The organism is Paenimyroides ummariense, assembly GCF_900115115.1.
Lineage (GTDB): Bacteria > Bacteroidota > Bacteroidia > Flavobacteriales > Flavobacteriaceae > Flavobacterium > Flavobacterium ummariense.
In genome coordinates this window covers 43,625-66,693 of sequence record NZ_FOVI01000014.1, presented here as the reverse complement: position 1 = coordinate 66,693, position 23,069 = coordinate 43,625, and the positions used below count along the sequence as shown (strand labels likewise).

Here is a 23,069-nt window from a genome sequence, read left to right as displayed (position 1 = left end):
TTATGTTACGTGTATTTTTATAAATTTGTTTTAAAGTAAATCAAATACAGCTTACAAAAATAAAATATAAAAATACATTATTAAATGAAAAACGTAGCAATTATTATGGGAGGATATTCTAGCGAATATAAAATATCCTTAAAAAGCGGCGAAGTTGTTTATAATCATTTAGATAGCACTAAATATAATTTATACAAAATACACATTTTAACAGAAGGCTGGTTTTATGTTGATGAACAAAATAATCGCTTTGTTGTTGATAAAAACGATTTTTCGGTAACGGTTAACAACCAAAAAATTCAATTCGACGTTGTTTTTAATGCCATTCACGGAACACCGGGAGAAGACGGATTGATACAGGCGTATTTAAAGCTGTTGAATATTCCGCAAACGTCTTGCAATTACTATCAGTCGGCACTTACTTTTAATAAGCGCGATATGCTTTCGGTATTGAAACCTTACGGAATTAAAACAGCCATTTCGTACTATTTGAACAAAGGCGATGTTATTGCTCAAGATGAGATTATTCAGCGTGTTGGATTGCCTTGCTTTGTTAAGCCGAACAAATCGGGTTCCAGTTTTGGAATTTCGATGGTAAAAGACAGTGAACAATTATTGCCTGCGATTGACAAAGCGTATGCAGAAGACGATGAAATTATTATTGAAAGTTATTTAAAGGGAACAGAAGTTTCGGTTGGTGTGATAAAATATCAAAATGATACAATTGTTCTGCCAATAACCGAAATTGTTTCTGAAAACGACTTTTTTGATTACGAAGCAAAATATGAAGGAAAATCGAGCGAGATTACTCCTGCAAGAATATCCGATGAAGAAAAAGCGAAAGTTGAAGATGTTGCCAAACGTATTTACACTATTTTAAAGATGGATGGTTTTTCTCGATCTGAATTTATCCTGGTAAGCGGTGAACCGTTTTTATTAGAGATGAATACCGTTCCAGGATTAACAACCGAAAGTATTTTACCGCAACAAGCACGCGAAGCAGGAATTTCGTTAAACGAATTGTTTGACAACGCTATTGAATTAGCTTTAACCAGAACACATTTTTAATGAAAAAAGCTGTTTTTCCAGGTTCGTTTGATCCCATAACCAACGGACACGTAGATGTTATTACCCGAGCTTTGCCTTTGTTCGATGAAATTATCATTGCCATTGGTACAAATGCCGAAAAAAAGTACATGTTTAGTTTAGAAGAACGCAAACGTTTTATTGAAGAAACTTTTGCCAACGAACCTAAAGTTAAAGTAGATCTTTACCAAGGATTGACCATTGATTACTGCAAAGAGCAAAAAGCCGATTTTTTATTGCGCGGTTTACGCAACCCAGCCGATTTTGAGTTTGAAAAAGCCATTGCACATGCCAACCGATTGGTTTCGGGTATTGAAACGGTTTTCTTGCTAACTGCTGTAGATACATCGTTTATCAGTTCTAGCATTGTACGTGATTTTATCCGCAATAATGGTGATTATAGTTTGTTAGTTCCAAAGGCGGTAAAGAAATAATCTATCTAAACAACATAAACATCAATGAAAAAAGATATTTTCGAACATTTATCAACTGCTCAACTTATTAAAAGGAGAGATTTACTTAAAGGTGTGGCAATTGGTTTAGGAATTGTGGCAATTACAGCTATTGGTATATTAATGTATATTTTTATAACAAATGGGGTTGAAGATATGCCATTTACATCATCAGCAATTCCAGCCTTAATGCCTCTAGTATTCTTTTTACCGATGATTTTTCATATAGGTAAACTAAACACTGAAATAAAGAGGAGAAATCAAGAATAAAAACATCTTAAACAAAAAAAGCGATGACTGTAAAATCATCGCTTTTTTATTATATGGAAAAAGAAATTATCCTAAAACTTCTTTTACTTTTTTACCGATTTCTGCCGGAGAATCAACAACGTGGATACCGCTTTCTCTCATGATGCGTTTTTTAGCTTCTGCTGTATCATCAGCACCACCAACAATTGCACCTGCGTGACCCATTGTACGACCTTTAGGAGCTGTTTCACCGGCGATGAATCCGATAACCGGTTTTTTGTTTCCGTTTTCTTTAATCCAACGTGCAGCGTCTGCTTCTAATTGTCCACCAATTTCACCAATCATAATGATTGCTTCTGTTTCCGGATCGTTCATTAATAATTCAACCGCTTCTTTAGTTGTTGTTCCAATAATTGGATCTCCACCAATACCAATAGCTGTTGTAATACCTAAACCTTGTTTTACAACTTGGTCTGCAGCTTCGTATGTTAAAGTTCCCGATTTAGAAACAATACCTACTGTTCCTTTTTTGAAAACGAAACCTGGCATGATACCAACTTTAGCTTCACCCGGAGTAATTACACCAGGACAGTTAGGACCAACTAAACGACAATTTCCTTTGTTTTTTACATAGTTGTATGCAGTAACCATTTCTGCAACCGGAATACCTTCTGTAATACAGATAATTACTTTAATACCTGCTTCTGCAGCTTCCATAATCGCATCTGCAGCGAATGCCGGCGGTACGAAAATAATAGATGTATCTGCACCTGCTTTTTCAACAGCATCTTTTACTGTATTAAATACAGGACGATCTAAATGCATAGTTCCGCCTTTACCAGGAGTAACACCACCTACAACGTTTGTACCGTATTCAATCATTTGAGAGGCGTGGAATGTTCCTTCGCTTCCTGTAAATCCTTGAACTATTATTTTAGAATCTTTGTTTACTAATACACTCATGATTTTTTACAATTATCGTTTTTTGAATTATTTTACAAAAATAAGGGTTAATGAATAATATTAAAATTTTTTACTTTAATTTTTTATTAATTTGAAAGTTGGCTCATTTGAACGCCTTTAAAAAGCTTGCCGTCTTTAACTTGCCAAACTACAAAAAAGGTAGCTAAAACAAGTTCTTCTTCAGGATTTTCAAATGTTCTAACATAGTATGTGTAGCGAATCATTACTTTATCGCCGTCACTCATTATATCATGAATTTGTGCGCGCAGATCAAAATACGAATGCTTTAAATCTTTAGAAAGTGCCAAAAGATCGGTATGTTCTAAAAACAAATGTCCTTTAGAACTGTGCCATTCCAGCTGAATATCTTCATGAAAAACCTCCAAACAATAGGTTTTGTTTAAGATACCTGCCGATTCGTAAAAATTTCTGACTATTTCTAACGCACTTTCCATTGTTACCTACTTTACTAAATTTTTAACTTTTGCAACGTGCTTGTAATATTCGCGTGCTTCTTCTGCCGGAGCTCCAAAATAAATTTTATTACCTGCAAGACTTTTAGAAACGCCCGATTTTGCCATAATTACAGCTTTTTCACCTATGGTTATACCGCTTGTTGTACCAACTTGTCCCCATAAAGTTACGTGATTTTCTATAACCACACAACCTGCAATACCACATTGTGCCGCAATTAGACACATTTCGCCAATAACGGTATCGTGACCAATGTGCACCTGATTATCAATTTTAGCTCCTTTTTTAATGCGGGTTTCTCCTGTTACTCCACGATCAATCGTACATAAAGCTCCTAATGTTACATCATCTTCAATCACAACAGAACCACAAGAAATCAACGGATCAAAAAAATCAGCTCTTTTTTTATAGTAAAAAGCATCGGCACCTAAAACGGTTCCGGCGTGAATAACTACATTATCACCAATTATGGTATGATCGTTCAAAACAACATTTGCATGAATGATACAGTTTTTACCGATTTTAACGTGGTTACCAACAAAAACATTTGGTTGAATGATTGTTCCCTCGCCTATCTGAGCTGTTTCTGCTATTGCATTTGATGAAGCCTGAAACGGACGAAAATAGGTTGACAATTTATTAAAATCGCGAAAAGGATCATCTGAAATCAACAAAGCTTTTCCTTCTGGGCATTCAACATCTTTATTAATTAAAATGATGGTCGCGTTTGAATTTAATGCTTTATCGTAATATTTCGGGTGATCTACAAAAACAATTTCACCAACTTGAACCACGTGAATTTCGTTCATTCCTAAAACAGGAAAATCGGGAGCCCCTACAAAGGAACACCCAATTATTTCTGCTATATTTTCTAAATGATACGTTTTAGGAAATCTCATTTATTAATTACTCTTTTATACGTTCGATATAACTTCCTGAAGCTGTATCAATTTTAATTTTATCGCCTTCGTTAATAAACAAAGGTACGTTAACTTGCGCACCGGTTTCTACCGTAGCAGGTTTTGTAGCGTTTGTTGCCGTATTTCCTTTTACACCAGGCTCAGTATAAGTTACTTCTAAAACGATCGATGCAGGCATATCTACAGATAAAGGAGATTCTGTTTCTGCATTAATCTGAACCATTACGTTTGTTCCTTCTTTTAATAATTCCGGAGCATCTAAAATATTTTTTTCTAACGTGATTTGTTCAAAGGTTTCGTTATTCATAAAATGGTAATCGTTTCCTTCGTTGTACAAATACTGAAAAGTATGAGTTTCTACACGAACTACATCAATCTTATGACCTGCAGAAAAAGTATTATCTAGTGTTTTACCAGAAGTTAGACTTTTTAATTTTGTTCTTACAAACGCAGGACCTTTACCTGGTTTTACATGCAGGAATTCTACAATTTTATAAATATCGTTGTTAAATTTAATACATAAACCGTTTCTAATGTCTGATGTACTTGCCATAAATTATGCTTTTATTTTTTATTTATTAATAAATTCCGGTATAACCTTTCATGATACCGCGGGTTGAATTACGTACAAACTGAATAATTTCGTCACGTTCAGGAGTTGCTTCCATCTCTGTTTCTAAAATTTCGATTGCCTGTGAATTGTTGTAATTCTTTTGATACAATACGCGATAAATATTCTGTATTTCTTTTATTTTTTCTGAATCGATTCCTCTTCTTCTTAATCCTACAGAATTAATTCCCACATAAGAAATTGGCTCACGTGCAGCTTTAATGTACGGAGGAACATCTTTACGGACAAGCGTACCACCCGTTACAAACGAATGTGATCCGATTGTACAAAACTGATGCACTGCAACCATACCTGCCAAAACAACATAATCACCAACTGTTACGTGACCTGCCAATGTGCTTGAGTTTGAAAAGATACAGTTATCGCCCACGATACAATCGTGCGCAATGTGGCTGTAAGCCTGTATTAAACAATTTTTACCAATAGCCGTGCGGTATCTGTCTTTTGTACCTCTGTTAATGGTAACACACTCTCTAATTGTTGTATTATCGCCAATTTCAACAGTAGTTTCCTCGCCATCGAACTTTAAATCTTGTGGTTCGGCAGAAATAACTGCGCCGGGAAAAATACGACAATTTTTTCCGATTCGTGCTCCTTCCATGATGGTAACGTTTGACCCTATCCAAGTACCTTCACCTATTTCAACATTATTGTGAATAGTTGTAAAAGGCTCAATTACCACATTTTTAGCAATTTTTGCTCCTGGATGAACGTATGCTAATGGTTGATTCATTCTAACTTAATTATTTATTTACTATTTTGCTTTTACTATTTGTGCCATTAATTCTGCTTCGGTAGCAATTTTACCGTTTGCATAAGCAACAGCCTGCATGTGACAGATTCCTCTGCGAATTGGAGTAATCAAATCTAACTTAAAGATCAATGTGTCGCCCGGTAAAACCTGTTGTTTAAAACGTACGTTATCAATTTTCATGAAATACGTTAAATAATTTTCAGGATCTGGTACTGTGCTTAACGCTAAAATACCTCCTGTTTGTGCCATTGCCTCAATAATTAAAACGCCCGGCATTACTGGTGCACCTGGGAAATGTCCTTGAAAAAACTCTTCATTCATGGTAACATTTTTCATGCCTACCACATGAGAATCAGACAATTCTAAAATACGATCTACCAAAAGCATAGGAAATCTATGTGGCAACATTGCCATAATTTTGGTGATGTCCATTAACGGTTCTTTCGTTAAATCAAAAACAGGAACTTGATTTCTACGTTCTGCTTTGATTATTTTCGACATTTTTTTAGCAAACTGCGTGTTTACAAAATGTCCCGGTTTGTTTGCAATAACCTTTCCACGTATACGTGTTCCGATCAATGCTAAATCTCCAACAACGTCTAACAATTTGTGTCGAGCGGCTTCGTTTGGATAATGCAATGTTAAATTATCAAGAACTCCGTTTGGTTTAACAGCAATATCGTCTTTACCAAAAGCAACTTTTAAACGTTGTAATGTTTCGTCTGATATTTCTTTATCAACATACACAATCGCATTGTTTAAATCGCCACCTTTAATTAATCCGTGCGCCAATAAAGTTTCTATTTCGTGCAAAAAGCTAAAAGTTCTTGCTTCAGAAATATCTTTTTTAAAATCGCTCATGTTTTTCAACGTAGCGTTTTGCGTGCCTAAAACCTTAGTACCAAAATCTACCATTGTTGTAATTTGATACTCATCTGCAGGCATTACGATAATTTCGCTACCTGTTCTTTCATCAACGTACGAGATTACTTCTTTAACAATGTATTCGTTACGTTCTGCATCTTGCTCTACAATTCCGGCTTTTTCAACGGCTTGAACAAAAAATTTAGATGAGCCATCCATAATTGGTGGCTCTGAAGCATTTAGCTCAATAATAACATTATCTAAATCACAACCAACAAAAGCCGCCAAAACATGCTCTGTAGTATGTAATTGTACACCTTTATGCTCTAAATTTGTTCCACGTTCTGTAGAAACAACATAGTTAGCATCTGCTTCAATAACAGGATTTCCCGGTAAATCTACTCGCACAAAAGTAAAACCATTATTTACAGGCGCAGGTTTTAAAGTCATAACAACTTGCTGACCTGTATGCAAACCTACTCCGTTAATTGTTACTTCTTGGGCGATGGTTTTCTGTTTAACCATAACTATTTTTAACTTATATTTCGTTATTTGATTTTTTTAACTGATCGATTTCTTTAACAATATTGGGCAATTTTTTAAAATACACGTACGATTTTGAAAAATCGTTGTATGTCATTGCCGGCGAACCTTGAATAATTTCTCCGTCTTTCACGCTTTTACCAACACCCGATTGAGCCTGAATGCGTACGTTATCACCAATGACAATATGACCTACAATACCAACTTGCCCGCCAATAACACAGTTTTTACCAATTTTAGCAGAACCTGCGATACCTGTTTGCGAAGCTATTACGGTATTTTCGCCCACTTCTACATTGTGTGCAATTTGAATTTGATTATCCAACTTTACACCTTTTCTTATAATGGTTGATCCTAATGTGGCACGGTCAATGGTTGTACATGAACCAATTTCCACATCATCTTCAATAATCACATTTCCAATCTGCGGAATTTTAGAATATGTACCATCTGTATTCGGAGCAAATCCAAAGCCATCTGATCCTACAATTGTTCCTGAATGAATCACGCAGTTTTTACCGATTACCGTTTCAGAATAAATTCGTGCACCAGCAAAAAGGATCGTATTATCGCCAATTGTTACATTATCGCCCACAAAAGAATTAGGATAAATTTTTACATTGTTCCCAATTTTAGTGTTTTTACCAATGTAACAAAAACTTCCCAAATATAAATCGGTTCCATATTCTACTCCTTCTGATAAAACCGAAGGTTGTTCGATACCCGATTTCATTAACTTGATTTGGTTGGCGTATTCTAATATTTTTGTGAATGCTTTATAAGAATCATCAACCTGAATCATGGTTGCCTTTACATCGTGCAACGGTTGAAAATCTTTATTAACAATTACAATTGATGCCTTGGTTGTGTATAAAAAATGGTTGTATTTTGAGTTTGACAAAAAGGTAATAGAACCTTCTTCGCCTTCTTCGATCTTGGCTAACTTAAAAACCTCAACCGTAGAATCGCCCACAATATTTCCATTTAAAACTTCGGCAATTTGTTCTGCTGTAATCTTCATTGAATACAAAAATATTAATTTTTTAACCAACTTTATGAATGCTTTTCGGATAGCATATAAAGTATTTATAAACAGGCTCTGACAAAGCCTTTAAATTGTATTGATCTGATGCTTCTAACACATCGATAATTTCTTTGTTCTTTGTAAAAATCCGAATTGGATCTGCCTTTAAATCGTATGCTTGATTTTTTAATTTATCTCCAAAAACAAAATAATCCAACTCATCAGTTACTTCAAGTTTGTCTTTACATAAATCTTGATAATAACTTAATTTTGAAATCAAATCATCTTTAGAAACCAATTGCACATGAAACAATTTTCTGTTTACAATGGCACTGCTTAAATACGACAAAACCTTATCGGTATGAAACTGCCAGTTTTTTAATGCGGTGTAAATATCGGCATCGTCTAACAAGGCAAAATTGTTTAAAACTTCTTTATTAAAATCAGCTTTTAGAACATTGTTCTCCAAGAAAAATTTCAGTGCATTGCTCGCTGGTAAATCAACCCCTTGCAACGTTAACTGCTTGGCACGTTTTAATATTTTAGATAACAACAATTCTGCACCAACACTTGTTTTATGCAAATAGCACTGCCAATACATTAAACGGCGTGCTACCAAAAATTTTTCTACCGAATATATACCTTTTTCCTCAACAACCAAAACATCGTTATGAACATTGATCATCTGGATCAATCGTTCGGAATTAATGTTTCCTTCGGCAACACCGCTGTAAAAACTATCGCGCTTTAAATAATCCATCCGATCCATATCCATTTGAGAAGATATAAGTTGAATTAAGAATTTACGCGGATAATTTCCTTTAAAAATCTCGATTGCCAATGAAAGCTTTCCTTCAAACTCTTCATTCAAAGCTTCCATAAAAAGCAACGAAATTTCTTCGTGATGAATATTTTCCACAATGCTGTGCTCCATTGCGTGCGAAAAAGGTCCGTGACCAATATCGTGCAATAAAATGGCAATATAAAGCGCCTCTTCTTCTTCTTTTGATATTTCTACATTCTTGAAACGCAACACCTGAACGGCTTTCTGCATCATGTGCATACAGCCCAAAGCGTGATGAAAACGCGTATGTTCGGCACCCGGATAAACCAAAGAAGACAATCCCATTTGCTTAATTCTGCGCAAACGCTGAAAATACGGATGCTGAATTAAATCGTACAACAATGTTGCGGGTATGGTTATGAAGCCATAAATAGGATCGTTTAAAATTTTTAATTTATTTGCTGATGTCAAAACTATTTTGTTGTGGAAATATCAGGCAAATATAACTATTTTCACAAAAGAAAAATGCACTTTTGTATAACTAAAAGTGCATTTTGTATAATTAACTGAATTTATAATTGCTTAAAAACTGAATACTGTTTTGAATATCGTAATGTAAAATACGGTCTTCTGCTACAGTCGGAACAACTTTTCTGTAATCGCTTACGAAGTTTTCTATAAAATTACTCGATTTTCCTGGTCGGCGGAATTCTAAAGCCTGTGCTGCGTTAAATAGCTCAATTGCCAGAATTCGTTCTAAATTTTCGACAATTTTCAATGTTTTTGTAGCTGCATTGGCACCCATACTTACATGATCTTCTTGTCCGTTGCTTGAAACAATACTATCGATACTTGCCGGAGTTGCCAATTGTTTGTTCTGACTAACGATACTTGCTGCGGTGTATTGCGGAATCATGAAACCTGAATTTAATCCCGGATTATTTACCAAAAACGGAGGCAAATTACGCAAGCCTGAGATTAACTGATACGTTCTGCGTTCTGAAATGCTTCCTAATTCTGCCAAGGCAATTCCCAAGAAATCTAAAGCCAATGCCAATGGTTGTCCGTGGAAATTTCCGCCCGAAACAATTAAATCTTCATCTACAAAAATATTCGGATTATCGGTTACCGAATTGATTTCGGTTTTAAAAACCTTTTCTACATATTCAATGGCATCTTTTGAAGCTCCGTGAACCTGTGGAATACAACGGAACGAATATGGATCCTGAACGTGTTTTTTAGGTTGTTTGATCAATTCTGATCCTTCTAAAATTTCGGAAATATAAACAGCCGTATTTACCTGACCTTTGTGCGGACGAACAATGTGTATTAAATTGTTAAACGGATCAATTCTACCATCGAAACCTTCTAAAGAAACAGCTCCGATCACATCTGCCAATTGTGATAATTTTGAGGTCTTCAACAAAATATAAGCTCCGTACGAACTCATAAACTGCGTACCGTTCAACAACGCCAAACCTTCTTTAGATTTCAACGTGATGGTTTCCCAACCTTTTTCGGCTAACATTTTTTTTGCAGTAATTCGGTTTCCGTTCATAAAAACTTCGCCTTCGCCAATTAAAGGCAAACACAAATGTGCCAACGGAGATAAATCGCCCGATGCACCTAACGAACCTTGCGTATAAACAACCGGTAAAATATTGTTGTTGTAAAAATCGATTAAACGTTCAACCGTAACCAATTGCACGCCCGAATTACCGTAACACAATGATTTTATCTTTAACAGCAACATAATTTTTACAATGCTGTGAGGAACTTCGTCACCTGTACCACAAGCATGCGATTTCATTAGATTTTCTTGTAATGTAGTTAGATCTTCGGTTGAAATTTTAACGCTGTATAATGATCCAAAACCGGTATTGATTCCATAAATAGGATTGGTTTCGGTTTGCATTTTATTATCTAAATATTCACGGCATTTATTAATGTTTGCAATGGCTTCTTCTGATAAAGCCAAGGTATGATTTTCTTCGATAATTGTGTTTAGCTCTTCTAAACTCAACGTGCTGTTGCTAATATAATGTGTTGCTGACATGGTCTTTTTTCTTAGTTTGCCAAAATTCCTAAAACTAATCTATAAATCAAAATGTTTTAAGAGTTATCTCGTAAAAACCCATTTGGTATCGGTTGATAAATTAGCATCAAAACCATAACCTTCTACATTAAACTGTTTAATATCTTCTACATTAGTAATATTATTTTCTGCCATGTAGCGAACCGTCAACCCACGAGCCTTTTTAGCGAAAAAACTAATCATTTTCAGTTTTCCGTCTTTGTAATCTTTAAATTCAGGAGTAATAACCTTTGCTTTGAGTGTTTTTTTATCAACTGCTCCAAAATACTCGTTGCTGGCTAAATTTACCAACACATCACCTTTTTTGTAACCTTTGTTTAAAGCTGTTGTAACAGTATCTTTCCAAAAATCGTATAAATCTTTTTTATCGGCAATTGGCAGTTTTATACCCATTTCTAATCGGTAAGGTTCAATGGCGTCTAAAGGTTTCAACAAACCGTATAAACCCGAAAGTATGTTTAAGTTATTTTGTAAATAATCAATTTCTTTTTCGGTTAATGTATAAGCATTCAAACCCGTGTAAACATCGCCGTTAAAAGCAAAAACTGCTTGGCGAACCATATCGTTAAGTTCTGTCAACTTATATTTTCTTGCTTTGTTTCGTTGCCAATTTAAATCTGCCAAATTATCAGAAATATCCATTAAATTACTTAAATCCGCAGGCTTTAATGTTTTTAAAACCTTATGTATTTCTTTACTTTGTTTGATAAAAACTGGTTTTGTATGCGTAGTTACTGGCAATTGAGTTTCGAAATCTAACGATTTTGCCGGCGATATAATTATTTTCATTTTATACTATAATTTTTATAATTGCTACTGTGATGTTACCACAGATTTCACAAATTTACACAGATTAAACTTTCAAAAAGTAGTACTTCATATATTAAAAATTCGATACCAAATGTTTTTCAAAAGCTGCATTCCGTCGCGTTTGTCTTTTGGAAGTTCCTTAACGCTGTAGCCATTTTCTGTCAGAATCAACTGATAAGAAAAAGCAAACTGCACTTCATTATCGGTATTTTTAAGCAATCCAAAACGTAAATCATTAAAAACCAATCCGTTTTTATTTTTTGTAATAATGTATTGATTTTCGGATATTTCTTTTAATCGATTGATATTATCATCATTTAAATGATCGATTAACTTTTTGTTTTGAGGAAAATATTGAAAAGTCATTTGTTTTGAATCGAAAATAGAATAATCTGAAATATAAAATCCATCAACATCCTGAACAATTACATTCCATAAAAAACTGTTTGAAAATGTAGGTTTTACTGTCGCTTTTATATTTTTTGAAGGATATTGTGTATAAAACTGACCTTCTACTCTACTTTTTACCACCTGCTGAATGATCAATCCCCAAATTAAATATAGGGAACTTAATATTAATCCGGCATAAGTGAATGTTTTTCGTTTGTTCATTAATCCTAAAACAACGCCCATTAAAAGCGGAATAGTATAAAACAAATCGACTACAAATATTGATTTTAATGCTATTTTTTCTGGAAATGGCCAAAAAAGTTGCGTACCCCAAGTTGTAAAAACATCTAACAGAGAATGTGTTAACAGAATAAGAAATGTAGTTATAAACAGTTGCTTTTTTGTGGTTTCTTTAAAAGCTTTTTTTAGCAGATAGGTAATTGCAACGCTTAACAACAAAAAGAACAAAATGGAATGAGAAAAACCTCGATGAATTTCAATTTCGGTAAGCGGATCGTTAAAAATCTTGGCAATATAAATGTCCAAATCGGGCAAAGTGGCAACAACCGCGCCAAGCAAAACTATTTTTTTTGTACCAACACTTTTATTTAAAGCAACATGTGCAACGCTTACACCTAAAACTATTTGTGTAAATGAATCCATAAAAAAACTGCTCATTTTTGTGAATGAGCAGTTCAAAAATACAATATATTTTAATTACATATCTTTAAAAATAGTGTGCATTAAACGTTTTTTATCGTTAATGCTTTCTTCCAACGAAATCATAGATTCTGTTCTGTAAACTCCTTCGATATCGTCAATCATAAAAATAACTTCTTTTGCATGACGCGTGTTTTTTGCACGAATTTTACAGAAAACGTTAAATTTACCTGTTGTAACGTGAGCAACGGTAACAAAAGGAATATCGTTAATACGCTCTAAAACAAATTTTGTTTGCGATGTGTTATGTAAGAAAATTCCCACATAAGCAATAAATGAATATCCTAATTTTTCATAATCTAACGTTAATGAAGAACCTTGGATAATTCCTGCATCTTCCATTTTTTTAACACGAACGTGTACCGTACCTGCCGATATTAACAGCTTCTTTGCGATATCTGTAAAAGGCACCCTAGTATTGTCAATCAACATATCTAAGATCTGGTGATCTATTTCATCTAATCGAAACTTACTCATATAACAATTTTTATCAATTATTTTTTTTAATCTTTAATGAAGGCAAAAATACAATGAATTATTAAAAAAAATATAGAAAAGCATAAAATATTTTTAGATTTTGGCAAATCATTAACAACTAACTACCAAAAAACTACGATATCGTTACATTAATTAACGCTTTAACAAGGTCATTTTCATTGTTAACGGTTTGTTTTTTAAGGTTTAAAACCGTATGGGCATATTTATAATTCGGTGCAGAATCAAAATCTATAATTAGTTTTAAAACTAATTCTCCACTAACAATTTCTTCTTTAAATACGATTGGAAGTTCATTTTTATCATCAAAATTGCTATTTGTGGTAGAAAAATTCTGAATAATTAAATCGACAAAGTTTTTTTCGTTTTCAGGAATTTGTAGATAATCGTCAATTGAAAACTTTTTATATTCTTGCGATATGAGACTGTTTAACAAGGTTTCTAAACTGATATCAACCAATTTTTCGGCTTTTTTGCGTTGATAATCGTTTGATGCAAAACCGGCTTCAAACAAAATGGTCGGTACATTTAAGTGTGTAAACATATCGCCAATACAGTTTATATTGAAAGAATCGTCGAACCTGCCGATATTAGCTGGTGCATAATTCTTTAAAACATCGTTCATATTGGCAATTAATTGCATAGCAAATGTTCTTACATCATTTATATCACAAGTTTCATTGAATGCCGGAGCTAAAAACGACAATGTTGCCGGATTTGGATCTGATCCGGCAGAAAATATAGTGCGTTGATCGTGCATATTTAATGCCAGATTTGGTTGTACTTCATTAAAAACAGAACGAAGTAATTGTGATTCGGGTTGCGAAAGATCTACTGAATCTCTGTTTAAATCGACATTATTTGCATTAACACGAGTGAACGCTTCGGCACCATCTGGATTTAAAATTGGGAGAAAAGTAAACGAGAAAAAATTCAACCAATCTGCATTTTTAGATTCATTCAATTTTTCAAGAAAATTAAAAACCGATTTGGTTGTGGTGGTTTCGTTTCCGTGCATTTGTGACCACAATAAAATCTTGAAATTTCCTGTTCCAAAATCTACTCGGTAAATGTTTTTCTGCAACACACTTTTACCGGCAACCGATACTTTAAAAATATCTTGATCAAGATTTTCTAAAAGACTTTCTAACCTAAAATTTGTAATGTAACGCTCGTTAATTTCTTGTTGCTTTAAAAATTGCATGATTGTTTTTAATTTTTTCCAAATATACTATCAATCTCTAATAAAACCATTTTTAAACAGCTGTTTATTTTTGTAAACAAATGTTAATTTTAGCTTTTAACAAAAACTAATATTTGTATAATTAAAAACTTAAAATCAATACATTAAATATATTTACATAAACTTTTACTTAAATATAATTAATTGAATTTACAATTGTAAAATAATTTAGTTTACATTTGTAAAAACACTTTTGTTTACATTTGTAAAGCGTATTTTTAAACAAAAAAGCCACATTTTCTTATGAAATTTAGTAAACAGCTACAAAAAATAATGCATTATTTTGGTTTAAGCACAACCGAACTGGCAGATAGAATTTTGGTTCCAAAGGCAACTATTTCGCATCTTATTTCGGAGCGAAACAAACCGAGTTTAGAGTTTATAATGAAGTTGCATACCACCTTTCCTACCCTAAATTTAGAATGGTTGATTTACGAAAAAGAGCCTTTTTTGATAACTGAAATTCATCCAAAATCAATCGAAAAAGATCAAATTGAAACACCTGTTTTAGATGAAATTTTGGAAGTTGAAACGGTAAATGAAATCGAAAATGAAGATCAAAATAAAATAGAAACGGAAGAAATCGAACCTAAAAATATCAGTCAAAATATAACGGAGAATCCAAAAAACATTTTATCTTTCCAATCTAAAGAAATTGACTGTATCGTTATTTTTTACAACGACGGAAGTTTTAAAAAGTACAATCCGTAAATGAGTATTTTAAAAAAGTATTTTAGTTATTTAAATGTAATTCCCGAACGCACCTACCAATCTACCTACAACGGTGTTTTGGAAATTAACTGGCTGAACGGTAAAAAAATTCTGGATACTACAAACACCAACTATTCGTACGGAAATCTGGGAAAGGTTTTGCAGAAAGGCTTAAGATCGGTCACAACTGATTTTCGCAATGAAGAAACATTGATTTTGATTTTAGGTTTGGGCGGTGGCGATGTAGTAAAGCAGCTACGAACCAACTTCAAATCGCATGCAAGTATTACTGCTGTTGAGATTGATCCGGTTATTATTGAAGTTGCCATGAAAGAATTCGATATTGTTCCGAACAGCAAATTTGAAATTGTGAATAACGACGCCAACGTTTTTTTAAAATACATTAAAGAGCGTTATAACCTTATTATTGTTGATCTTTTTAATGATGTTACCATTCCTGAATTTGTTTTTCAGACTGAATTTATCAAATCGGTTTACAATGTTTTACATTTCAACGGAAGCATAATTTTTAATACCTTTATTTTAAGTGATGTGCACAAAGTACGAAACAAAAAGTTTGTCGAAAATTTAAAACGATATTTTTCTGTTGAAGAATTTGCAAACTTATACGGGCACAATCACTTAATTATCACTAAAAAAATAAAATGAAAAAGTACATTTTTATAGCTATTGTTTTGTTAGGGTCGATCTCTGCAAAGGCTCAATACACAAAAGACATCAACACAAACCGTCCGAGTTCTTCTATGGGCGCGTACAGCGTTAGTAAAGGAATTTTTCAGATTGAAGGTGGATACACCTATCAAAACGATGAATTTCATACCGAAAAAGTAAATACTTATAACAATTTTAATTTACAGTTGCGATACGGCGAAATGCTTGAAAATTTAGAGTTTGTTGCCGATTTATATTTTAGCAGTTACAATCAAACCGATTACAATGTCGATGTAAGCAACAGCGGTTTTCGTCAGTTGAACTTTGGGGCGAAATTTTTAATTTACGATCATTACAAATATTACGTTGAAAAGCGAAATGTTTACAGCTGGAAAGCGAATCAGCGCTTTAAATGGGGAAGATTAATTCCGGCAATATCGATTTACGCAGGCGGACAATTTAATTTTAAACACAATATTTATTACCCAGAATTACCAGAAGTTGGCTTAAAAACCATGCTTATTGCCCAGCAACATTTAAGCAAACGTTTTAGCCTTACCTATAACTTTATTGGCGAAAATGTTACCGAAGATGAATTTAGAAATATTAGCTATATTGTAACAGCATCGTTAGGTTTAAGCGACAGATGGAGCATTTTTGGCGAACATCAGGGAATTATCGATCGTAAATACAACAATATTGCAGTTCCGTTTATGAATGATGCTTCATTAAAAGGTGGATTAACCTATAAAATTCATCAAAATTTACAGATTGATGCTTTTGGTGGAACAAGTCTAGAAAATACTCCACATAAAATTCAGGCAGGAATTGGCGCTTCGTGGAGAAATCATAAAAAATACGAGTTTAAAGATCCTATGGAACTTTAATAGAAAATCAAGCAATCTAAAAAGTTTCTTTCCAAACAAAAACCTTACATTTGTTCTGTAAAAAAACTTTTTTAATGAAAATTTTAAAGAATTTCCTCCCCTTATTTTTGTTTTTCGGAATATATTTAAGTTCAGGAATTTATTATAACGATTTTTACGCGTTATCGCCCGTTATTATTGCTTTTGGTGCAGTTGCATTTGCAATAATCTACTTTAAAGGATCAATTAATAAAAATATCGACCAATTTTTAAAAGGTGCCGGCAAAAATCAAATATTAACCATGTGTTTTATATTTTTCTTGTCCGGATCTTTTAGTTTTATTACAAAAGAAATTGGCAGTGTAGATTATTTGGTTGCACTGATTTTAAACCATATTACTCCGCAGATATTATTCATTGCTTTTTTTGTAATATCCTGCTTAATATCTTTTGCTTTAGGAACATCGGTTGGTACAATTGTTACCTTAGCACCACTTTTGCCAGGTTTATCAAGCGGTAATACCGATGCTTTAATTCTACTTTCGGGCAGTTTGTTGGGTGGCGCCATGTTTGGCGATAATCTATCTATAATATCAGACACTACTATTGCAGCAACCCAAACTATGGGTGTAAAAATGATTGATAAATTTAAAGCAAACGGACTAATAGCAGTTACTGCTGCAATAATTACGTGTGTTTTTATTTATTTCAATCAACCCGAATTTACTTCAAGCATCATCCACAAAAGCGATAAAACAGCTGTTGTTTTACTTCCTTATATAGCCATTGTAGTATTGGCACTATGCCGTTTACACGTATTAGTTGTATTAACAATTAGCTGCTTATTGGCTATAATCATTGCGTTTTTTCAAGACTTGTCCTTTTTGTCGATTTCTAAATTAGCATTCGATGGAATGCAATCTACCTTCGAAATTTCTTTGCTTTCATTGTTAATTGGCGGATTATCGTACCTAATCGAAAAAAATAAAGGGTTTGAAAATGTTTTATCGCTTATTTCAAAAAGTAAAAAACCATGGGTAGCAGTTTCATCTATAATATCAATGATCGTTTTTATTAACATGACTGTTGCAAATAACACCATTGCGTTGCTGATTTGCGGACCAATTGCAAGACAGATTTCCGAACGATTTAATCTAAACAAAATTAGAATAACATCTTTATTAGATATTTTCAGTTGTATAACGCAAGGATTTATTCCTTATGGTGCGCAAGTTTTAATATTGCTTGCCTTGATAAATCAGCAAATCAGTTTTATAGATTTGGTTTCTAAAAGTTACTATTTAATCATTCTATTAATTGTAAGCATTATTTACATTGTATTTTTTATGAATAAGAATGAAAAACGATTAGAAAAAACAGTTTAAATAATTATATTTGCCTAAAAGTGTTAAAAACTATTACATGAAATTATTAGAAGGAAAAACCGCAATAATAACAGGAGCAACTCGTGGAATTGGTAGAGGCATTGCTTTAACTTTCGCAAAACAAGGTGCAAATGTAGCATTTACATACAGCTCATCAGAAGAAGCTGCCATTGCTTTAGAACAAGAATTAACAGCTTTGGGTGTTAAGGCAAAATCATACAAATCTAACGCAGCAGATTTTAACGAAGCACAATCTTTAGTTGATCAGGTGTTAGAATTTTTTGGAACTGTTGATATTTTAATTAACAATGCCGGTATTACAAAGGATAATTTGTTGATGCGAATGAGCGAAGCCGACTTTGACAATGTAATGGATGTAAATTTAAAATCGGTTTTTAACATGACCAAAGCGGTTCAAAAAACCATGCTTAAAACCAGAAACGGAGTGATTATTAACATGAGTTCGGTTGTTGGTGTGAAAGGAAATGCGGGTCAGGCAAATTACGCAGCATCAAAAGCCGGAATTATTGGTTTTTCTAAATCGGTAGCTTTAGAATTAGGTTCAAGAAACATTCGTTGTAATGTGGTTGCCCCAGGATTTATTGAAACTGAAATGACAGCAAAATTAGGCGAAGAAACCGTTAAAGGATGGACAGACGCTATTCCATTAAAACGTGGTGGAACTCCAGAAGATATCGCAAACGCATGTGTGTTCTTAGCATCAGATTTAGCGACCTACATTACCGGTCAAGTTATAAATGTTGATGGCGGAATGTTAACATAATATATCAAAACCTTCTTTTTCAGAAGGTTTTTTTTATTTTAGTGAGTATATAATATTCGTCCGTTCGAGCTTGTCGAGAACTTCTCGATACGCTCCATTTCATTTCGCTACTCGAAGTGACGGGCATTAACTTAATTTAAATATTTCAACATTTACTATTACTTCAAATTCATATTACATCATTTTTTAGTACATTTAATGTAAAAGATTTTACTATGAAAAAGATACATTTATTCATCGCTGTTTTTTTATGTGCATTGATGTTTTCTTGTAAAAGCAAACAAACTACTGTTGATAATACATCTTCTGCAAAAAAGTTCAATGAAAAAACGTTCGATCCGTATTTTAAAGGATTGGGAACCGAACCTTTTTGGAACATTGAAATAAGCGATGATTTTATTGTTTATAAAGATATTGATGGAAAGTCGGAAATTTTTCCAGTTAATAGTATCGATAAAGCACAAGATGCAAATGTTCAATTGATAAGATCTGAAAAAGGAAACCAACAGTTACGCGTTACCATTACACAAAAATCTTGTTCTGATGGAATGTCAGACACCGAGTTTGATTATAAAACCGAAGTTTCGATCATTACAAAAGAAAACGAATTAAAATTAAACGGTTGCGGTAATTACATTATTCCTTTAAAATTACAAGGTAAATGGAACTTAATTAGTTTTAATGGTAACGAAATACCGCAAGATAAATATCTTAAAACACCTTATTTACAGTTTGAAAACGAAGAAAAACATGTAAGCGGTAATGCAAGCTGTAACGGTTTTAACGGAGCTATTTTCTTTGATAACCAATACATTCGATTTTCTAAATTAGCTGTAACACGTATGATGTGTGTGCACGAAAACATGGAAACCGAATTTTTAAAAGAAATTGCAACTATTACCAAATATAAAATTATTGATAACGAACTGCATCTTTTTAAAAGCGATGATCTAAAAATGATTTTCAAGAAAGAATAAACAAAAGAGGTTGTACAAAAAGTGTCATTCTGAGCGAAACGGAGTGTAGTCGAAGAATCTAAGTTTTGATTATTAGAGATTTCTCCTTCGTTGGAATGACAGATAAATTCGCTTATCTTTTACTTTTCGGACACTCTTTTTTATCGAAATTATTTAGTTTCAAATTGATCTTTTTGGTCTTTGTGTTTCCAACGTTTATGTGTCCAGAAATAATATTCGGGTTTCGTTTTAATCTGCTCTTCTATTTTATCTAAAAATATTCTTGTAGGTTTGTATTTTGGTTCGTTTTTAATATCATCGGTAATTTCAGAAAAAGTAGCTTCATAATGTCCGCGTTTTACTTTATCAACCTTTAAATACAAAATATTCATATTTAATTTTCGGGCTAAAACTTCGGCACCCATGTGTATTGGCACATCAATCCCCATAAATGGTTCCCAATGAAGTTTCTCTCTTAACAATGGGGTTTGATCACTTAAAAACAAATAGGTTCCATATAATCCTTTTGCCTGATTTTCACGAATAGCACCTGTTGTGTGGTGTGTATCAATCAATTCGGCATTAAAACGAGAACGAATATCTCTAAACAATTTATCGAAATGTTTATTTTTTAATGCTTTATAAATACCAAAACCTTTAAACTGTAAATGTTGCCCCAAACCTATCACCCACTCCCAATTTCCGTAATGCGGTAACATTAAAATAATGCTTTTTTGTTTTTGTTCGTAGGCTTTCATTAGTTCTACATTTTTAAAAACAAAGCGTTTGTCTAATTCTTTTGGCGAAATGGTAATGGTTTTTATCATTTCAAGGAATAAATCGCATAAATGAATGTAAAATCTTCGTTCAATTGCTTTTCTTTCAGTTACCGATAAATGTGGAAAAGTTAATTCTAAATTGTATCGAACCGTTCTAACTCGATACTTTACTACTTTATATATTAAAAAATAAAAAACGTTCGAAAGTAGATACAATACTTTAAATGGCAATTTTGAAATGCACCACAACAAAGCATATATTACAATAAATAAAAGATATTTCATTAAAGAAATTTTTGCAAAGATAAGCCTATCTAATTATTTACAGGATTTTATTTAAAATGTTTTAACATTAGTAAAAAAAAGAAATCGCATGACATACAGCTGTCAAAACCACTTCATAATTTTGAACTGAAAATAAACATCTAAATCAATTATTATGAAAGCAAACATTTTAACAAACGAAGAATTATTAAACCACTGGCAAGGTCACAGAGCATTAACAAGAAGAGTTATTGAAGCTTTCCCAGAAAAAGAACTTTTTGAATACAGCATTGGCGGAATGCGTACGTTTGCCGATTTGGTTAAAGAACTGTTATCTATCGCTGTTCCTGGTTTAGAAGGAATTGTAAAAAATTCTACCGAAGGTTACAACCACAATTTACCACTGAAAACTAAAGCTGATTTATTAAACGCTTGGGACGATGCTACGCCAAAAATCAATGATTTGTTTATGCAGATTTCTGAAGATCGTTTTAAGGAAGATTTCAATTTGTTCGGCGAATACAAATTTCCGGTAATTCAGAATATTTTATATTTCGTTGACAATGAAGTTCATCACCGCGGACAAGGTTACGTTTATTTAAGAAGCTTAAATATTGAACCACCTTTCTTTTGGGAGCGAGAATAGTTATTATATTATTTTTGGTTATTAAAATTAAAAAGACTTCAAATTTTGAAGTCTTTTTATTATTTTTCACTTTCCGATGAGCCTAACTTAAAAATTGCTTTCACACTAAAACTACCAAAATAATTTCCAATAAATAAATCATTATTATTATATTTTGATTTTAAGTTATTTGTAAAACCTATATATTCTTGATGATCAATACCAATGCTAAAGCGTTCATTAACATAAATTTTATATCCAATACCTAAACCTAAACCTAATTGAACAGGGGTGATTCCCTCTTTCATATTCATTCCGTTAGAGGTTGCTTCTGTAAGAAAATTGATTGTTGGACCAAAATTTAAATACCATCTTCTGTTTTTAGAAAAATGATAATTTGCATGGATTGGTACCGAAACAAAATTTATTTTTTCTTCAAAAGATTCAAATCCATAAAACCCGTAAGATTCCCCCTGAGATCCCATTGTTTGATATTCAACTCCCGTTTTTAAACTCCATCTATTATTAAAATACAAATCTAAATTTGCACCAAAATAAGGGTTAACAACAGCTTCGTTCATCATACCAACATCGCCAAAATAATTTGCAGTAGATACTCCAATAAAAGGCGAAACCTCAACTTCCCCTTTTTCTCTAACTTGTGCATTTACAGTAAAAGATGCCATTAAGGCAATAAAAAGTGTTTTTTTCATGTGTTTTAAGTTAAAATAATTTGTGTTTTTTTTTACAGAAAAACATCTTTTCTATAATTTTGCGTAAAATTAATAAAAATAGAAATGGGAAGAGCGTTTGAATTTAGAAAAGCTAGAAAAATGAAACGTTGGTCGGCAATGGCTAAAACGTTTACGCGTATTGGTAAAGATATCGTTATGGCTGTTAAAGAAGGCGGACCTAATCCTGAAACAAATGCCCGTTTACGTGCCGTTATGCAAAATGCTAAAGCTGCCAATATGCCTAAAGACAATGTAGAACGCGCTATTAAAAAAGCATCAGACAAAGATACAGCCAACTATAAAGAAGTTTTGTTTGAAGGATATGCACCACACGGAATTGCTATATTAATTGAAACTGCTACCGATAACAATAACAGAACAGTTGCCAATATTCGTTCGTACTTTAACAAATGTAATGGTACCATGGGAACGCAAGGATCGGTTGAATTTATGTTCGATCATACCTGTAACTTTAGAATTGCAAAAGTTGAAGGTTTAGATTTGGAAGAATTTGAATTAGAACTGATTGATGCCGGTGTTGATGAAATTTTTGAAGATGAAGACGGAATTTTAATCTATGCTCCGTTTAACAGTTTCGGATCAATCCAAAAAGAATTGGAAGAGCGCAACATGGAAATTCTTTCATCTGGTTTTGATCGTATTCCGCAAGTAACAAAAGAACTTACAGAAGAACAAATTGCCGATGTAGAAAAATTGTTGGAAAAGATTGAAGAAGACGATGACGTACAAAACGTTTACACCACAATGGCTTAAATATTAAAAATAAAGCGTTTCA

At 33.0% G+C, this 23,069-nt stretch carries 26 protein-coding genes; 11 read left to right on the top strand and 15 right to left on the bottom strand.

Annotated features, from left to right (window positions below; all coding sequences use genetic code 11):
* Nucleotides 1–84 precede the first annotated feature (84 nt).
* From BM253_RS11010 to BM253_RS11000, 3 genes are read left to right on the top strand one after another with little or no spacing between them, the layout of a single operon-like run.
* Nucleotides 85–1,068: a D-alanine--D-alanine ligase gene (locus BM253_RS11010; RefSeq protein ID WP_091523894.1), complete on the top strand. Its 984-nt coding sequence runs from the start codon at nt 85–87 to the stop codon at nt 1,066–1,068.
* A complete protein-coding gene (coaD, locus tag BM253_RS11005; protein ID WP_091523891.1) occupies nt 1,068–1,520 on the top strand; it encodes a pantetheine-phosphate adenylyltransferase in 453 nt (150 codons plus the stop codon). Before BM253_RS11010 ends, coaD begins: the two co-directional genes overlap by 1 nt.
* A 24-nt stretch (nt 1,521–1,544) precedes the next feature.
* Entirely contained in the window at nt 1,545–1,808 is a 264-nt protein-coding gene (locus tag BM253_RS11000) for a hypothetical protein (protein WP_091523887.1), read from the top strand.
* A gap of 66 nt (nt 1,809–1,874) precedes the next feature.
* Here BM253_RS11000 and sucD read toward each other — a convergent pair whose 3' ends face one another.
* The 13 genes from sucD to BM253_RS10935 form a co-directional block, all read right to left on the bottom strand.
* On the bottom strand, nt 1,875–2,750 hold the full coding sequence (gene sucD / locus BM253_RS10995; RefSeq protein WP_091523883.1) for a succinate--CoA ligase subunit alpha: 876 nt from the start codon (nt 2,748–2,750) through the stop codon (nt 1,875–1,877).
* An 86-nt stretch (nt 2,751–2,836) separates the two neighbouring features.
* On the bottom strand, nt 2,837–3,205 hold the full coding sequence (locus BM253_RS10990; protein WP_091523880.1) for a nuclear transport factor 2 family protein: 369 nt from the start codon (nt 3,203–3,205) through the stop codon (nt 2,837–2,839).
* A gap of 6 nt (nt 3,206–3,211) precedes the next feature.
* A complete protein-coding gene (locus tag BM253_RS10985; RefSeq protein WP_091523877.1) occupies nt 3,212–4,123 on the bottom strand; it encodes a UDP-3-O-(3-hydroxymyristoyl)glucosamine N-acyltransferase in 912 nt (303 codons plus the stop codon).
* 7 nt (nt 4,124–4,130) lie between these two features.
* Nucleotides 4,131–4,697, bottom strand: coding sequence for an elongation factor P (gene efp / locus BM253_RS10980; RefSeq protein WP_091523873.1), 567 nt, complete (start codon nt 4,695–4,697; stop codon nt 4,131–4,133).
* Nucleotides 4,698–4,722: 25 nt separating this feature from the next.
* Nucleotides 4,723–5,508 (bottom strand): acyl-ACP--UDP-N-acetylglucosamine O-acyltransferase, encoded by a 786-nt coding sequence (lpxA, locus tag BM253_RS10975; RefSeq protein WP_091523870.1) that lies wholly within the window; start codon nt 5,506–5,508, stop codon nt 4,723–4,725.
* A gap of 21 nt (nt 5,509–5,529) precedes the next feature.
* The gene (locus BM253_RS10970) at nt 5,530–6,918 is read right to left on the bottom strand and encodes a bifunctional UDP-3-O-[3-hydroxymyristoyl] N-acetylglucosamine deacetylase/3-hydroxyacyl-ACP dehydratase (protein WP_091523867.1); all 1,389 of its coding nucleotides are present in this window, start codon (nt 6,916–6,918) and stop codon (nt 5,530–5,532) included.
* 13 nt (nt 6,919–6,931) lie between these two features.
* Entirely contained in the window at nt 6,932–7,957 is a 1,026-nt protein-coding gene (lpxD, locus tag BM253_RS10965) for a UDP-3-O-(3-hydroxymyristoyl)glucosamine N-acyltransferase (RefSeq protein WP_091523863.1), read from the bottom strand.
* Nucleotides 7,958–7,979: 22 nt separating this feature from the next.
* Nucleotides 7,980–9,215, bottom strand: a complete 1,236-nt coding sequence (locus BM253_RS10960) for an HD domain-containing protein (protein ID WP_091523861.1) — start codon at nt 9,213–9,215, stop codon at nt 7,980–7,982.
* 91 nt (nt 9,216–9,306) lie between these two features.
* A complete protein-coding gene (gene hutH / locus BM253_RS10955) occupies nt 9,307–10,800 on the bottom strand; it encodes a histidine ammonia-lyase (protein ID WP_091523857.1) in 1,494 nt (497 codons plus the stop codon).
* A gap of 63 nt (nt 10,801–10,863) precedes the next feature.
* The gene (yaaA, locus tag BM253_RS10950; RefSeq protein ID WP_091523854.1) at nt 10,864–11,628 is read right to left on the bottom strand and encodes a peroxide stress protein YaaA; all 765 of its coding nucleotides are present in this window, start codon (nt 11,626–11,628) and stop codon (nt 10,864–10,866) included.
* Between the two features lie 87 nt (nt 11,629–11,715).
* Nucleotides 11,716–12,702, bottom strand: a complete 987-nt coding sequence (locus BM253_RS10945) for a metal-dependent hydrolase (protein WP_177205769.1) — start codon at nt 12,700–12,702, stop codon at nt 11,716–11,718.
* A gap of 54 nt (nt 12,703–12,756) precedes the next feature.
* Entirely contained in the window at nt 12,757–13,236 is a 480-nt protein-coding gene (locus BM253_RS10940) for an Lrp/AsnC family transcriptional regulator (protein ID WP_091523847.1), read from the bottom strand.
* A 133-nt stretch (nt 13,237–13,369) separates the two neighbouring features.
* A complete protein-coding gene (locus BM253_RS10935; RefSeq protein ID WP_091523844.1) occupies nt 13,370–14,458 on the bottom strand; it encodes a M14 family zinc carboxypeptidase in 1,089 nt (362 codons plus the stop codon).
* Nucleotides 14,459–14,740: 282 nt separating this feature from the next.
* Here BM253_RS10935 and BM253_RS10930 point away from each other — a divergent pair, with 282 nt between their 5' ends.
* The 6 genes from BM253_RS10930 to BM253_RS10905 all read left to right on the top strand — a co-directional run bounded on the left by BM253_RS10930 (nt 14,741) and on the right by BM253_RS10905 (nt 19,892).
* A complete protein-coding gene (locus BM253_RS10930) occupies nt 14,741–15,208 on the top strand; it encodes a helix-turn-helix domain-containing protein (protein WP_091523840.1) in 468 nt (155 codons plus the stop codon).
* Complete coding sequence (locus BM253_RS10925) at nt 15,209–15,877, top strand: spermidine synthase (RefSeq protein ID WP_091523837.1); 669 nt, start codon at nt 15,209–15,211, stop codon at nt 15,875–15,877.
* Nucleotides 15,874–16,767, top strand: a complete 894-nt coding sequence (locus BM253_RS10920) for a transporter (protein WP_091523834.1) — start codon at nt 15,874–15,876, stop codon at nt 16,765–16,767. The genes BM253_RS10925 and BM253_RS10920 overlap by 4 nt, the downstream gene beginning before the upstream one ends.
* A gap of 74 nt (nt 16,768–16,841) precedes the next feature.
* The gene (locus BM253_RS10915) at nt 16,842–18,131 is read left to right on the top strand and encodes a Na+/H+ antiporter NhaC family protein (protein WP_091523830.1); all 1,290 of its coding nucleotides are present in this window, start codon (nt 16,842–16,844) and stop codon (nt 18,129–18,131) included.
* A gap of 37 nt (nt 18,132–18,168) precedes the next feature.
* Entirely contained in the window at nt 18,169–18,915 is a 747-nt protein-coding gene (gene fabG, locus BM253_RS10910; protein WP_091523827.1) for a 3-oxoacyl-[acyl-carrier-protein] reductase, read from the top strand.
* 215 nt (nt 18,916–19,130) lie between these two features.
* Nucleotides 19,131–19,892 carry an META domain-containing protein gene (locus tag BM253_RS10905; protein WP_091523824.1) on the top strand — a complete coding sequence of 254 codons (762 nt, stop codon included), beginning with the start codon at nt 19,131–19,133 and terminating at the stop codon, nt 19,890–19,892.
* A 149-nt stretch (nt 19,893–20,041) separates the two neighbouring features.
* On the opposite strand, the gene BM253_RS10900 is transcribed toward BM253_RS10905, so the two are convergent.
* A complete protein-coding gene (locus BM253_RS10900) occupies nt 20,042–20,935 on the bottom strand; it encodes a lysophospholipid acyltransferase family protein (protein ID WP_091523820.1) in 894 nt (297 codons plus the stop codon).
* 154 nt (nt 20,936–21,089) lie between these two features.
* On the opposite strand from BM253_RS10900, the gene BM253_RS10895 reads away from it, so the two are divergent.
* Nucleotides 21,090–21,560 (top strand): DinB family protein, encoded by a 471-nt coding sequence (locus tag BM253_RS10895; RefSeq protein WP_091523817.1) that lies wholly within the window; start codon nt 21,090–21,092, stop codon nt 21,558–21,560.
* A gap of 59 nt (nt 21,561–21,619) precedes the next feature.
* Here the strand turns inward: BM253_RS10895 and BM253_RS10890 are convergent, their stop codons facing one another.
* A complete protein-coding gene (locus BM253_RS10890) occupies nt 21,620–22,252 on the bottom strand; it encodes an outer membrane beta-barrel protein (protein WP_091523814.1) in 633 nt (210 codons plus the stop codon).
* Nucleotides 22,253–22,336: 84 nt separating this feature from the next.
* On the opposite strand from BM253_RS10890, the gene BM253_RS10885 reads away from it, so the two are divergent.
* On the top strand, nt 22,337–23,047 hold the full coding sequence (locus BM253_RS10885) for a YebC/PmpR family DNA-binding transcriptional regulator (RefSeq protein WP_091523810.1): 711 nt from the start codon (nt 22,337–22,339) through the stop codon (nt 23,045–23,047).
* The last annotated feature ends 22 nt before the right edge of the window (nt 23,048–23,069 follow it).

What these genes read in the sequence shown, in the direction of transcription:
- BM253_RS11010 (WP_091523894.1), top strand. Translation starts at nt 85, where the DNA reads ATGAAAAACGTAGCAATTATTATGGGAGGATATTCTAGCGAATATAAA.
- coaD (WP_091523891.1), top strand. Translation starts at nt 1,068, where the DNA reads ATGAAAAAAGCTGTTTTTCCAGGTTCGTTTGATCCCATAACCAACGGA.
- BM253_RS11000 (WP_091523887.1), top strand. Translation starts at nt 1,545, where the DNA reads ATGAAAAAAGATATTTTCGAACATTTATCAACTGCTCAACTTATTAAA.
- sucD (WP_091523883.1), bottom strand. Translation starts at nt 2,750, where the DNA reads ATGAGTGTATTAGTAAACAAAGATTCTAAAATAATAGTTCAAGGATTT.
- BM253_RS10990 (WP_091523880.1), bottom strand. Translation starts at nt 3,205, where the DNA reads ATGGAAAGTGCGTTAGAAATAGTCAGAAATTTTTACGAATCGGCAGGT.
- BM253_RS10985 (WP_091523877.1), bottom strand. Translation starts at nt 4,123, where the DNA reads ATGAGATTTCCTAAAACGTATCATTTAGAAAATATAGCAGAAATAATT.
- efp (WP_091523873.1), bottom strand. Translation starts at nt 4,697, where the DNA reads ATGGCAAGTACATCAGACATTAGAAACGGTTTATGTATTAAATTTAAC.
- lpxA (WP_091523870.1), bottom strand. Translation starts at nt 5,508, where the DNA reads ATGAATCAACCATTAGCATACGTTCATCCAGGAGCAAAAATTGCTAAA.
- BM253_RS10970 (WP_091523867.1), bottom strand. Translation starts at nt 6,918, where the DNA reads ATGGTTAAACAGAAAACCATCGCCCAAGAAGTAACAATTAACGGAGTA.
- lpxD (WP_091523863.1), bottom strand. Translation starts at nt 7,957, where the DNA reads ATGAAGATTACAGCAGAACAAATTGCCGAAGTTTTAAATGGAAATATT.
- hutH (WP_091523857.1), bottom strand. Translation starts at nt 10,800, where the DNA reads ATGTCAGCAACACATTATATTAGCAACAGCACGTTGAGTTTAGAAGAG.
- yaaA (WP_091523854.1), bottom strand. Translation starts at nt 11,628, where the DNA reads ATGAAAATAATTATATCGCCGGCAAAATCGTTAGATTTCGAAACTCAA.
- BM253_RS10945 (WP_177205769.1), bottom strand. Translation starts at nt 12,702, where the DNA reads ATGGATTCATTTACACAAATAGTTTTAGGTGTAAGCGTTGCACATGTT.
- BM253_RS10940 (WP_091523847.1), bottom strand. Translation starts at nt 13,236, where the DNA reads ATGAGTAAGTTTCGATTAGATGAAATAGATCACCAGATCTTAGATATG.
- BM253_RS10935 (WP_091523844.1), bottom strand. Translation starts at nt 14,458, where the DNA reads ATGCAATTTTTAAAGCAACAAGAAATTAACGAGCGTTACATTACAAAT.
- BM253_RS10930 (WP_091523840.1), top strand. Translation starts at nt 14,741, where the DNA reads ATGAAATTTAGTAAACAGCTACAAAAAATAATGCATTATTTTGGTTTA.
- BM253_RS10925 (WP_091523837.1), top strand. Translation starts at nt 15,209, where the DNA reads ATGAGTATTTTAAAAAAGTATTTTAGTTATTTAAATGTAATTCCCGAA.
- BM253_RS10920 (WP_091523834.1), top strand. Translation starts at nt 15,874, where the DNA reads ATGAAAAAGTACATTTTTATAGCTATTGTTTTGTTAGGGTCGATCTCT.
- BM253_RS10915 (WP_091523830.1), top strand. Translation starts at nt 16,842, where the DNA reads ATGAAAATTTTAAAGAATTTCCTCCCCTTATTTTTGTTTTTCGGAATA.
- fabG (WP_091523827.1), top strand. Translation starts at nt 18,169, where the DNA reads ATGAAATTATTAGAAGGAAAAACCGCAATAATAACAGGAGCAACTCGT.
- BM253_RS10905 (WP_091523824.1), top strand. Translation starts at nt 19,131, where the DNA reads ATGAAAAAGATACATTTATTCATCGCTGTTTTTTTATGTGCATTGATG.
- BM253_RS10900 (WP_091523820.1), bottom strand. Translation starts at nt 20,935, where the DNA reads ATGAAATATCTTTTATTTATTGTAATATATGCTTTGTTGTGGTGCATT.
- BM253_RS10895 (WP_091523817.1), top strand. Translation starts at nt 21,090, where the DNA reads ATGAAAGCAAACATTTTAACAAACGAAGAATTATTAAACCACTGGCAA.
- BM253_RS10890 (WP_091523814.1), bottom strand. Translation starts at nt 22,252, where the DNA reads ATGAAAAAAACACTTTTTATTGCCTTAATGGCATCTTTTACTGTAAAT.
- BM253_RS10885 (WP_091523810.1), top strand. Translation starts at nt 22,337, where the DNA reads ATGGGAAGAGCGTTTGAATTTAGAAAAGCTAGAAAAATGAAACGTTGG.